At 37.8% G+C, this 11,397-nt stretch carries 11 protein-coding genes, 1 pseudogene and 1 riboswitch; of the genes and pseudogenes, 10 read left to right on the top strand and 2 right to left on the bottom strand.

The window, feature by feature from the left end; all coding sequences use genetic code 11:
* From TEPIDINF_RS14500 to TEPIDINF_RS14485, 4 genes are all read left to right on the top strand, one after another.
* The coding region (locus TEPIDINF_RS14500; RefSeq protein ID WP_421692382.1) for a zinc ribbon domain-containing protein at positions 1 to 233 on the top strand (233 nt) is incomplete at its 5' end.
* Between the two features lie 357 nt (positions 234 to 590).
* Complete coding sequence (locus tag TEPIDINF_RS14495; protein WP_421692381.1) at positions 591 to 2,357, top strand: sigma 54-interacting transcriptional regulator; 1,767 nt, start codon at positions 591 to 593, stop codon at positions 2,355 to 2,357.
* A gap of 231 nt (positions 2,358 to 2,588) precedes the next feature.
* Positions 2,589 to 2,777, top strand: a complete 189-nt coding sequence (locus TEPIDINF_RS14490; RefSeq protein ID WP_068727847.1) for a hypothetical protein — start codon at positions 2,589 to 2,591, stop codon at positions 2,775 to 2,777.
* A gap of 162 nt (positions 2,778 to 2,939) precedes the next feature.
* A complete protein-coding gene (locus TEPIDINF_RS14485; RefSeq protein WP_068727849.1) occupies positions 2,940 to 3,743 on the top strand; it encodes an N-acyl homoserine lactonase family protein in 804 nt (267 codons plus the stop codon).
* Positions 3,744 to 3,759: 16 nt separating this feature from the next.
* Here the strand turns inward: TEPIDINF_RS14485 and TEPIDINF_RS14480 are convergent, their stop codons facing one another.
* Positions 3,760 to 3,972, bottom strand: a complete 213-nt coding sequence (locus TEPIDINF_RS14480) for a hypothetical protein (RefSeq protein ID WP_421692395.1) — start codon at positions 3,970 to 3,972, stop codon at positions 3,760 to 3,762.
* Positions 3,893 to 4,161 (bottom strand): annotated as a pseudogene (locus TEPIDINF_RS14475) (IS3 family transposase); the annotation flags it as partial. The pseudogene TEPIDINF_RS14475 and the gene TEPIDINF_RS14480, both read right to left, overlap by 80 nt.
* Before the next feature lie 76 nt (positions 4,162 to 4,237).
* Here TEPIDINF_RS14475 and TEPIDINF_RS14470 point away from each other — a divergent pair.
* From TEPIDINF_RS14470 to TEPIDINF_RS14445, 6 genes are all read left to right on the top strand, one after another.
* Positions 4,238 to 5,410, top strand: a complete 1,173-nt coding sequence (locus tag TEPIDINF_RS14470; RefSeq protein WP_068727854.1) for an iron-containing alcohol dehydrogenase — start codon at positions 4,238 to 4,240, stop codon at positions 5,408 to 5,410.
* A 91-nt stretch (positions 5,411 to 5,501) separates the two neighbouring features.
* Positions 5,502 to 7,208, top strand: a complete 1,707-nt coding sequence (locus tag TEPIDINF_RS14465; protein ID WP_201024230.1) for an aldehyde ferredoxin oxidoreductase C-terminal domain-containing protein — start codon at positions 5,502 to 5,504, stop codon at positions 7,206 to 7,208.
* The gene (locus tag TEPIDINF_RS14460) at positions 7,198 to 7,416 is read left to right on the top strand and encodes a MoaD/ThiS family protein (protein WP_068727858.1); all 219 of its coding nucleotides are present in this window, start codon (positions 7,198 to 7,200) and stop codon (positions 7,414 to 7,416) included. Before TEPIDINF_RS14465 ends, TEPIDINF_RS14460 begins: the two co-directional genes overlap by 11 nt.
* 105 nt (positions 7,417 to 7,521) lie before the next feature.
* Positions 7,522 to 7,704 (top strand): hypothetical protein, encoded by a 183-nt coding sequence (locus TEPIDINF_RS14455; RefSeq protein WP_068727860.1) that lies wholly within the window; start codon positions 7,522 to 7,524, stop codon positions 7,702 to 7,704.
* Positions 7,705 to 7,848: 144 nt separating this feature from the next.
* Entirely contained in the window at positions 7,849 to 9,387 is a 1,539-nt protein-coding gene (guaA, locus tag TEPIDINF_RS14450) for a glutamine-hydrolyzing GMP synthase (RefSeq protein WP_421692380.1), read from the top strand.
* Positions 9,388 to 9,494: 107 nt separating this feature from the next.
* Positions 9,495 to 9,596, top strand: a riboswitch (purine riboswitch).
* Between the two features lie 177 nt (positions 9,597 to 9,773).
* Complete coding sequence (locus TEPIDINF_RS14445; RefSeq protein ID WP_082732613.1) at positions 9,774 to 11,075, top strand: NCS2 family permease; 1,302 nt, start codon at positions 9,774 to 9,776, stop codon at positions 11,073 to 11,075.
* Positions 11,076 to 11,397: the final 322 nt, after the last annotated feature.

The raw sequence follows: 11,397 nt of genomic DNA, 5'->3' as shown, positions 1-11,397 counted from the left end.
GCTGGGGCATGTTCACCACCTTTCTCCAATACAAGTTAGAGGAGCAGGGGAAAAAGCTTATTAAAATAGATAAGTGGTTTCCATCATCCAAAACTTGTTCATGTTGCGGTCAAGTAAAGGAGTCTCTATCTCTTTCTGAGCGCATATTCGATTGTGATTGTGGTTTTGTGGCAGATAGAGATTGGAACGCTTCTATCAATATCAAGCGTGAAGGATTGCGACTGTTAGTATAATCATAAATAGAGCATGGAACAGGCTCGATAGCTAAGTAAATTTCGTACCGTTAGGTGCGATTACCTTAGAAGCCCCCACCTCTAAGCGAAGCGTAGGTGGCGGGTAGTTCACTCCACATGCTACAATTTCATTCCGTTTGAAATATATAAAAAGGACCGGGATACGCCCGGTTTTTCTTATTTCCTCTCAATAGTACGCAATGCCAATTATAAGACCAAGCTCCGATTTGAGAAATAATAACTTTTGTTAAACGATTTATTTTTCTGAAAATTTGTTATAAAAAGGAGGGGATTATTTTACTAGTATAGAATTGAGTGATACATAAATGAATCACTTATTGTCCATGGGGGTGTATTATGCTTCAGACATCCATGACTTTGATTGAAGCGGCAGGACAGTTGGAACGGGGAAATCATGATTGCTTACCAGTGATAGGACCGGGGGGCATTTTATGTGGGGTGTTGTCTCAGTCCCACATTGTACGGGCACTAGGCCAGGGATTACTACCAACAGCGACTGTTAAAGAAGCTATGGAAACCTCTTTTGCTATAGCAAGTAGTTTTGATGAACTGCAAAGCCTATTTGATCTAGGTCAATCTTATGTAATATTGCTCGGGAAAAACGGTCCCAGAGCATTGAGTCTTCGTGAATATGCGTTGGATAACTTACAAAAAGGAGTTAGTGTTCTTTCATACTGCAGGCAAATGTCTCATGAGTTAGATACTCTAAAAACTTTAATTGAAGAACTGGATACGATTATTGAATTATCTCTTGACGGCATTTATGTTACAGACGGGTCCGGTTATACAATCAAGGTCAACAAGGCGTATGAACGAATTACCGGAATCAAACGTAACGAAGTTTTAGGGCGCCATATGCAAGAGTTAGTTAATGAAGGGTATTTTTCCCAATCTGCCACTTTACTTGTCCTTAAGAAACGTAAGCCGGTGACAATTATGCAGCAGATAAAAGGTGGGATCAGCATTGTTGTCATCGGAACACCAGTCTTTGGTCAAGATGGAAAGATTGTCAGAGTAATAAATAATATCAGAGATGTTACGGAACTTATACAACTTAAGCTTAATTTGGAAGAGACCAAAAAGTTAAAAGACAATTATTTTTGTGAGTTAACTCAATTACGTAGTCAACAAATAAAAGAGGAAGGCATTATTGTAAATAGTATCTCGATGAAACAAACGTTTGAGCTGGCCTTACGGATAGCTCCGGTAGATACAACGGTTTTGATTCTCGGAGAATCTGGAGTAGGTAAAGAAGTTATGGCTAAATTTATTCACAACAACAGTAAGCGTAAAGGTGAACCGTTTATAAAAATTAATTGTGGAGCTATTCCACCAAACCTTTTGGAATCAGAACTCTTTGGTTATGTTGAAGGTGCATTTACGGGTGCAAAAAAAGAGGGGAAACCAGGATTGTTTGAATTGGCAGATAAGGGAACGCTTCTACTGGATGAGATTGGGGAGCTACCCTTGGATTTGCAAGTGAAACTTTTAAGAGTACTTGAAGAGCACGAATTTACCAGGCTTGGCGGCGTGAAGCCGATTAAGGTAGATGTAAGGGTACTGTCCGCAACCAACCGAGATCTTCAATCTATGGTCAAAGAGGGAAAATTCCGTGAGGACTTATTTTATCGATTAAATGTTGTTCCGATAACCATCCCATCTTTAAGAGAACGCAAAGAAGATATTCCTTTATTGGTTCAGCATTACCTGACAAAATTTAATAAAAAATATGAAATGCATAAACAAATTTCATTGAACGCGTTAGAAAAGCTTGTTCAATACCGCTGGCCAGGAAATATTCGTGAACTTGTAAACATCATTGAACGTTTAGTGGTGACAGTGAATGATTCGGAAATTGGCCTGAACCATCTTCCGGTTCAAATTAGCCAGTTGGAGTTAGCGGAGATATCATTGCCCGCGTTGGAAAAGATACCTTTGAGGGACGCGGTAGAGCGCGTTGAGAAAATTCTTCTCGACAGAGCAATGAAGCGTTTCGGTAGCACTAGGAAGGCAGCTAAAGCGTTGGGTATGAGTCAAGCAACGCTCGTAAGAAAATTACACTATTATTTCGATAGTGAATCAAGAATGAATCAAAACCCATAAAAAGTGAATTGATTATGATTCGGTATGTTCATTAATAAGTGAAAAACAGGGTGCTAAAACCGGGATGGTATAATGTCTTTCGTATTGGCATGGTTTTTGCAAAAGAATTCTCTCAGATTAAGTTTTCGCGCAATTCATACTATAAAGAAAATACAAGAAAAATACAATTATGGTTGAAAGGAGGGAGATTGTAATTCTGAGTAGCGCGAACTAAAGGGAGAGGTTTTAGTTATGTCGGAAGTAAATTCATTCCAAACAGCTAAGAAAATTATTACCGGCTGGAGTAGTTTAGCTAGACTTGGTAATCCTGATGATTCCGCTAAAAACCTAACAAAAATCGCCTCCGACAAAACAACTAGAAGTAACAAATTCCTTCATATCGATTGTGAGGCGATACTTGAAATGTCGAGTATTAAATAAAGCGTTACACCATGGATATTCTGTGTTATTAGTATTATTCTACTTTTTTTGTTTAATCACTTGTTTTATCTATCTGAAGTTGTTAGATGCATGGGTAATTCAGATATATTCTCTTTGGAATTAGAACGGAGATTCCACAATAAAGAATGGGAGGAAGAAAAGATGAAAGTTTATGTTCTTGATACTGGGTGGTTGGAATGCGACGAAAATTGGATGGTTGCTCAGTCAGTACTCGGTTCTGTAAGTAATAAGACTCCTCAGGTTAATTGGATTAAGATACCTGTTTATGCCGTTTTAATTGATCATCCCCAAGGTAAAATACTGTACGATTTAGGGTGTCACCCTGATGCCATGAATGGATATTGGCCTGCCGGGCTGGCCAGCGTATTTCCTTTCTATTATGAAGAATCGCAAAGCTTTGTCTCCCAGCTTGCTCTAACAGGAACCAAACCGGAAGACATCAAAACGATCGTTGTTTCCCATCTCCACCTTGATCATGCAGGTAATATGCATTTGTTTAAGCATGCCGATGTTTATGTACACCGGCAGGATTTTATATATGGTCAAACTCTCGTTCACTTAAGTCCAGACCCTGCTACCCACGGGGCATATGTTAAAGCAGATCTTGAAGTTCCGGTAAAACAATATCACCTTGTTGATGAAGATTTTGAGCTGGTTCCGGGCGTGGAACTTATTTCTTTACCTGGCCACACACCGGGCGTTTTAGGCTTAATCGTCCATTTGGAAAAGGAAGGAACCCTCATTTTTCCCCAGGATGCTGTGTATGACCGGCGGAATTACGGTCCTCCGGCCAAGGCGTCAGGCATTGTGTATGACAGCATTGAGTTCTTTAAGTCGATTGAAAAAGTTCGTAAGTACGCAGAGAAATATAATGCCAAAGTTATGTTTTCCCACGACATGGAATTCTTCAAAACGATGAAAGTTGCCCCTGACTTTTATGAGTGATAATTGCTACTAAAGCTCAAGCTCGGATTCGAAAGTCTGTAAGCACGATAAGTGCCTCAAACCATTGTAACATAAGGGCTATAGGTACTTGTGGATAACTTGTCGTGTATCTACGTTTTTGGAATTGGTCGATATCTTGGAAAAATTCAATGAAAGGATTCAATGCAGGCATTATCATAGGGGCAACCTTTTTGACTAAATGATTGTTTAAATCCTTTAAAATGAACATTTAACACCAACCATCTTTAAAAGTATGAATATTAGGGTAAGGATGATATCTTTTCTTCGTGATTGAACGAATATCAGCCTTTTTCATCAAACACTGTACTCGTTTTAAACTTACCTTATAGCCTTCTTTTTGAAGAAGATAGTGAATCTTAGGAACTCCATAACGTTGTTTGCATTCTGTATGAAATTTATTAAATGATGAACATATTAAAAAAGCGTTTTTGGGTATGTAGAAACCATTAGAACGAAAGGTAGGAGTGTTTCTTATGTATAATTTTGTTTCTCCTTTAACAATTATATCCGGTGCCGGAAGCTTAGCCAAACTTCCAGAACAAATAAATAGATTTAATGCAAAGAAAGTAATGATTTTTGCAGACCCGGGTGTGATCCAGGTTGGAATAGTTAAAAAAGTTGAAGATGTATTAGTAGGTGCAGGCATTACTTATGATTTGTACAGTGAGATAATACCAGAACCTCCAGTACATATAGCAGACCAAGCAGTTAGTGCTTTAAAAAATAGTGATGCTGATATGGTAATCGGAATTGGGGGAGGAAGTTCTTTAGATATTACCAAGGCTGTAGCTGTTTTAAGCAAACACGAAGGTACAGTAGCAGATTACCTAAACTTAACGGGAACGAAAAAATTAAGTAATAAAGGTCTTCCAAAAATATTAATTCCAACTACATCGGGAACTGGATCAGAAGTAACTGATATTGCTGTATTTTCTTTAGAGTCTTCAAAAGATGTAATTACAAATAACTATTTGCTGGCTGATGTCGCGATTGTTGATCCAGAATTAACATACACACTTCCACCTAGAATTACAGCGGCTACAGGAGTTGATGCTTTAACCCATGCTGTAGAAGCTCTTATTTCTGTTAACGCTTCACCTTTAACAGATGCTTTAGCATTGGATGCTATTAGACGTATTAGTCAAAATATCCGTACAGGTGTATGGCATGGCTCTAATGTAAAAGCACGCAATGAATTATCCTGGGGAAGCTTAATCGCAGGCTTAAGCTTTTATAATGCCGGAGTATCAGGTGTCCATGCATTAGCTTATCCGTTAGGCGGACTATTTAAACTATCCCATGGGGATTCTAATGCTGTACTATTACCCTATGTATTTGATTTTGTCTGGCCATCATGCATAGAAAAAATGGTGCTCATGGCAGATGCATTAGGAGTAAATAGAGCAGGTTTATCTAACCGTGAAGCTGCAATTGCTGCGGTTAAAGCGTTGTATGATATTGTTAAGGATGTAGGAATACCAACTAATTTGCAGGAATTTGATATAAAAGAAGAGTATATTGAAAAATTATCGCAGGATGCGTTAAAACAAAAGCGTTTGCTAGCTAGAAGCCCAAAACCTTTCACAATTGATGATATAAGAAAGGTTTATACAGCAGCTTATAATGGGAAATTAAATCTGTTATAATAAAATTTTTTCAGAAAATTATAACATCTCTTCTAAAAAAATGATAATCTTATATTTAGAATTTCATAAAAATCTAGGGAGGGATAAAAGAGTGAAAATAATACGTATTAATATGAAAGATTTAACCGTAAGCGAAGACCAATCTTTAAAATACAACGGATTAGGAGGAAGAGCCTTAACATCAAAAGTAATACATGACGAAGTCCCTCCTACATGTCACCCGCTGGGATCATTTAACAAATTAGTCTTTGCTAACGGAGTTTTAACAGGTTCTGGAGCATCCAGTGCAGACCGCTATTCGATAGGTGCCAAAAGCCCGCTAACCGGAGGCATCAAAGAAAGTAATGCAGGAGGTATTTCCGGTCTAAAACTTGGAAGATTGGGAATCAGTAGTCTGATCTTTGAAGGAGTTCGTGACGATTTTAAAATTATTCATATCTCTAAAGAGAGCATCACCTTTGATGATGCAACACCCATTTTAGGCAAAGAATTAAGTGAAGCAGCCGATTGGTTGAGAGATAGATACGGAAAACATATTGCCGTCTGGTTAATTGGAGTAGCAGGAGAACAGAAAATGAACCTTGCTGCCATAGCAGGTCAGGATAAAGAAGGCTTACCAACCAGATTTAATGGCCGGGGAGGGCTTGGAGCAGTTGCAGGTTCAAAGGGGATAAAAGCAATAGTATTAGATGATGCCGGAGTTGAAAAGAACAAACCAAAGGACAGAGAAAAATTCAGAGAAGCAATGAAGACTTATCATAAATGGTTAATGGAGACACCGGGAACAGCAAAAGTATTCCCAGAGCTTGGAACAGCAGGACTGGTAAAAACAACAAACGCCCTGGGAGCCCTGCCGACAAGGAATTTCTCAACAGGTTCATTTGAACTCTATGAAAACATAACAGGAGAAAAACTAAGAGAAACAATACTAGAGCGTGGCGGCGAAGGAAATCCGACACATGCCTGTATGCCGGGTTGTATAATTCGCTGTTCCAACGTCTATGTAAACAAAGCAGGTAAACTGGTAACATCACCACTAGAATACGAGAATATCGGTTTATTAGGATCAAACCTTGGTATAGGAGAACTCGATGCAATAGCAGAACTAAACAGATTATGTAACGAATACGGAGTGGATACCATCGAAACAGGAGCAGCAATAGGCGTACTAATGTCACAGGGAGTACTATCCTTTGGTGACGTAGAAGGAGCAATAAACGCAGTAAAAGAAATTAAAGCAGGAAGTCCTTTAGGGAGAATCATTGGCGGGGGAGCAGAGATAGTCGGTAAATTGTACGGAGCATACAGAGTTCCAACAGTAAAAGGGCAATCAATGCCAGCCTATGACCCAAGAGCAATCAAAGGACTTGGTGTCACATATGCAACATCACCAATGGGTGCTGACCATACAGCAGGGCAAACAATAAGGGCACAAATTGACCATCATTCTGCAGAAGGTCAAGTAAAAGCATCAAAGGACGCCCAGGAAACAGTTACAATCTTTGATTCCTTAGGAATGTGCTACTTCAGTGGAGGAGCAATTCAAGGCCGCTTTGATCTTATTGCTGATTTAATTACTGCTTATATCGGGCAGAAGGTTACAGCTGAATACTTAAAAGAAACAGCCTTAGAGACATTAAAGCTTGAGCATCAATTCAACAGAAGGGCAGGATTCACCAAAGCTCACGATCGATTACCAGAGTACTTCTATACAGAAATGAATGAAGCAAGCAAAACAGTATTCGATGTGCCTCAAGAAGAGTTAGAGTTAATAGGAGTCGAAGGGAATGGTCGTTAAGATTACCTCAAATATTCCTTATTTACAGCAATTAAATGGAGAACATCGAGTAGTAGAGAAAACCACAGTTAAAGCTTTTTTAGAATGCTTAGGTATTAAATGGGATGAAGATGCTTTGGTTGTATTAAACGGTAAGATTAGCACCGGTCAAGAAAAATTAAAAGAAAATGATAGAATTCAATTGCTAATTCCGCTTGCAGGTGGATAAAAAAGAAATCAAAATTCTTATAATCAATAAAAACCGCTGATTCTTCAACGGTTTTTTATTCCTATTGGAAGGGGAACTAGAATCTGTTACGAATAGGTTTAGAAAGTGGAACCACAAGTTCGCAAGGGAAAAGAAGAGTCACAAAACGTAAGAGAGTATTTATCTGATGTATTTAAAGAAATGGATAGCAAAGATTGGGAAGAAGCCACAGAGGTATTTGAACAGGTTAGATATAGTCGTTCATCTATTGCAGGAGTATGGCAATTCGGACGATCTGGAGGAAATTAATAACAAAAATTCAAGCTTGACGCCTTTATTCTAATTTTGTTAGAATAGGCACAATATAAGACGACTAGTGCTAGGATGGACAACCCATCCTAGTTATTTTTGTATAGGCTAAGAGATAATTTATTTATTTAATGGAGGTCCTATATGGAAAAGCCAAATGATATGATTATTGTTTTAGACTTTGGTGGCCAATATAATCAACTGATTGCGCGAAGAGTAAGAGATTTAGGGGTGTATAGCGAACTAATTCCTTTTGATACACCAGCAGATCAAATTAAATCTATGAACCCTAAAGGAATTATTTTCTCAGGTGGACCTGCAAGTGTCTATGTAGAAAATGCACCTATCGTTGATCCCAAAATATATCAACTAGGGATCCCGATTTTAGGAATTTGCTATGGAATGCAATTAATGACCCACCAATTAGAGGGGAAAGTTGAACGAGCTAATGTTCGTGAATATGGAAAAGCGAATATTCAAATTAAGACAGATTCTTTGTTATATAAGGAATTAGATAAAACCCAACAAGTTTGGATGAGCCATTCAGATTTAGTTATTGAGCCGCCAAAAGGATTCCAAGTTGATGCAAGTACTGAACATGCTCCTATTGCTGCAATGAGTCATCCAGAAAAGCACTATTATGCAGTACAATTTCATCCAGAAGTACAGCATTCGCTTTATGGAATGGATATGTTAAAGAATTTTCTGTTTGATGTATGTAAAGTAGAAAAGAATTGGTCAATGGAAACCTTTATTGAAGACAAACTTCATGAAATTAGGGGAATTGTTGGAGATAAAAAAGTATTATGTGCCTTAAGTGGCGGGGTAGATTCTTCTGTCGTAGCTGTCCTTATTCACCGAGCCATCGGAGATCAATTAACTTGTATGTTTGTAGATCATGGACTGCTTCGGAAAGGGGAAGCAGAAAGTGTCATGGAAGTCTTTGGTGAGAAATTTAATATGAATGTGATTAAAATCGATGCAAAAGATCGTTTCCTTACTAAGTTACAAGGTATCAGTGACCCTGAACAAAAACGTAAAATCATTGGGAATGAATTCATTCGAGTATTTGAAGAAGAGTCAAACAAACTGGGAGAATTTGATTTCTTAGCCCAAGGGACTCTATATACTGATATCATTGAAAGTGGGACAAAAACTGCGCAAACGATTAAGTCCCATCATAATGTAGGTGGATTGCCTGAAGACATTCGTTTTGAATTAATTGAGCCATTAAATACATTATTCAAAGATGAGGTTAGAAAAGTTGGAACCGAATTAGGAATACCTGATGAAATTGTGTGGCGCCAACCCTTCCCAGGGCCTGGTTTAGCGATTCGAGTATTAGGGGAAGTAACTGAGGAAAAGCTGCAGATTGTGCGGGATTCAGACCAAATCTTGCGGGATGAAATAAAAGCAGCTCATTTAGATCGTGAAATATGGCAGTATTTCACTGTATTACCTGATATAAAAAGTGTTGGTGTGATGGGGGATGTAAGAACCTACGCCTACACCGTAGGTATACGTGCTGTCACCTCCATCGATGGGATGACTGCTGATTGGGCAAGAATCCCTTTTGAAGTTCTAGAGAAAATATCTAATCGAATCGTTAATGAAGTAGATGGAGTCAATCGTATTGTTTTAGATATCACCTCAAAACCACCTTCAACGATCGAATGGGAATAATTGAGTTATTTCACGAACAATTTATACTGTTTATAAAAAAATGTTCGTTTTTTATCTTGACAATCAAACAAGCTCTTGGTACACTTACTATTGAAAGAACAACATATAATTCAATCATATCTGTTCTTCGTATATGTCTGAGAATAAGGCTCAGATGTCTCTACCGAGCGACCGTAAATTGCTTGACTACGAAGGGATCAGACCTGTTACAAATCTTATAATTTTTATTGCGCTTAAGATTTGAACTGTTTAGACCCTTCTATGCCTAGGTAGAGATCTTCTATCTAGGTTTTTTCATTTTTAAACAAATAGTAAATGAGGAGGAGAAATTGATGGAACAAACAGCAAAACTATCCCAAAAAAATAATTCAGAGCTAGTCTCTGGCATCGATCGTTTTTTTGGTTTAAGTGAAAGAAATACCACGGTTCGTACAGAGTTATTAGCTGGAATCACTACCTTTCTAACAATGGCTTATATTTTAATTGTTAATCCATTTTTCCTTGGACAATTAGGTGGAATGGATATGGGAGCTGTGTTTGTTGCTACTGCTGTATCAGCTGCAATTGGTAGCTTATTAATGGGACTATTAGCTAACTACCCAATCGCTTTAGCTCCTGGAATGGGTTTAAATGCATATTTTACATTTACGGTTGTATTAGGGATGAAAGTACCATGGCAAACTGCTTTAGCAGCCGTCTTTATTTCAGGTGCTATTTTCTTTATTTTAACTCTTACAAAAATTAGAGAAGCCATTATCAATGCAATCCCATCTGGTTTAAAACACGCTGTATCCGCTGGTATTGGGTTGTTCATCGCTTTTATTGGATTAAAGAATGCGGGTATCATTGCTGCAGATCCGGAAGGAACATTTGTAAAACTTTCTACAGAGCTTGGTAGACCGGATATATTACTTACTTTTTTTGGAATCATCGTTACCTTATTTTTCTTAGTTAAAAAAGTAAAAGGCGGAATTTTTTATGGTATGATTTTAACCGCTATTGCTGGTTGGGTATTTGGTATCGTTCAAACTCCTACAGGTGTTTTTGCTGCACCACCTAGTATTGAACCTACTTTTATGCATCTTGATTTTAAAGGTGCTTTAAACATGGGATTATTAACGATTATCTTTTCCTTCTTGTTTGTAGATTTCTTTGATACTGCAGGGACATTAGTTGGCGTGGCCAATCAAGCAGGACTCATGAAAGATAATAAATTACCTAAAGCAAGCCGTGCACTCACAGCTGACTCGATTGCTACTATGGTAGGTGCAATGTTTGGTACATCTACTGTAACCTCATACATTGAGTCATCAGCAGGTGTTGCAGCTGGTGGTCGTACTGGTTTAACCGCAATTTTTACATCAATCATGTTCTTAGTTGCACTTTTCTTTTATCCATTGATTCAAGCTGTTGCAAGTGTTGCAGCAATTACATCTCCTGCGTTAATTATCGTGGGAATATTAATGGTGTCTAGCTTGAAAGAAATTGACTGGAAAGGACTTGATGAAGCTGTTCCTGCTTTCTTTACTATGTTAATGATGCCTTTAACTTTTAGTATCGCAACTGGAATTAGCCTTGGATTTGTCGTTTATCCATTAGTGAAAGTATTTGCTGGTAAAGCCAAAGAAGTTCATCCAATCATGTATGTTTTAGGAGCATTATTCGTATTAAGATTTATCTTCCTATAAGAAATGAAATAGTAGTTCTTTTTATGATCAAAATATTAAAATTGATTGACTATATAGAGGTTATTGGTTGTCGAAACTAATAATCTCTATTTTTTGCCTAAGATTTGGCCAAGACAAATTACATAAAATAATAATTGTCACTAGCGTTGCATAAATATAGTCGAAATTTTCAGTAAATATATTTTTGTGAATTATAGCCAAAAGGACAAAACCTAAAGAAAAGGTGATTCTGTCCATTTGGTAAATATATACATTTAAATACTGGAGTGACAGGAATCATGCTTTTATTTATGTGCTAGATCGTTCGTCAAACCGACGTAAC

It is taken from the genome of Tepidibacillus infernus (genome assembly GCF_048898065.1).
GTDB lineage: Bacteria > Bacillota > Bacilli > Tepidibacillales > Tepidibacillaceae > Tepidibacillus_B > Tepidibacillus_B infernus.
This window is presented reverse-complemented; position numbering and strand designations above follow the sequence as displayed.

What these genes read in the sequence shown, in the direction of transcription:
- TEPIDINF_RS14495 (WP_421692381.1), top strand. Translation starts at nt 591, where the DNA reads ATGCTTCAGACATCCATGACTTTGATTGAAGCGGCAGGACAGTTGGAA.
- TEPIDINF_RS14490 (WP_068727847.1), top strand. Translation starts at nt 2,589, where the DNA reads ATGTCGGAAGTAAATTCATTCCAAACAGCTAAGAAAATTATTACCGGC.
- TEPIDINF_RS14485 (WP_068727849.1), top strand. Translation starts at nt 2,940, where the DNA reads ATGAAAGTTTATGTTCTTGATACTGGGTGGTTGGAATGCGACGAAAAT.
- TEPIDINF_RS14480 (WP_421692395.1), bottom strand. Translation starts at nt 3,972, where the DNA reads ATGTTCATTTTAAAGGATTTAAACAATCATTTAGTCAAAAAGGTTGCC.
- TEPIDINF_RS14470 (WP_068727854.1), top strand. Translation starts at nt 4,238, where the DNA reads ATGTATAATTTTGTTTCTCCTTTAACAATTATATCCGGTGCCGGAAGC.
- TEPIDINF_RS14460 (WP_068727858.1), top strand. Translation starts at nt 7,198, where the DNA reads ATGGTCGTTAAGATTACCTCAAATATTCCTTATTTACAGCAATTAAAT.
- guaA (WP_421692380.1), top strand. Translation starts at nt 7,849, where the DNA reads ATGGAAAAGCCAAATGATATGATTATTGTTTTAGACTTTGGTGGCCAA.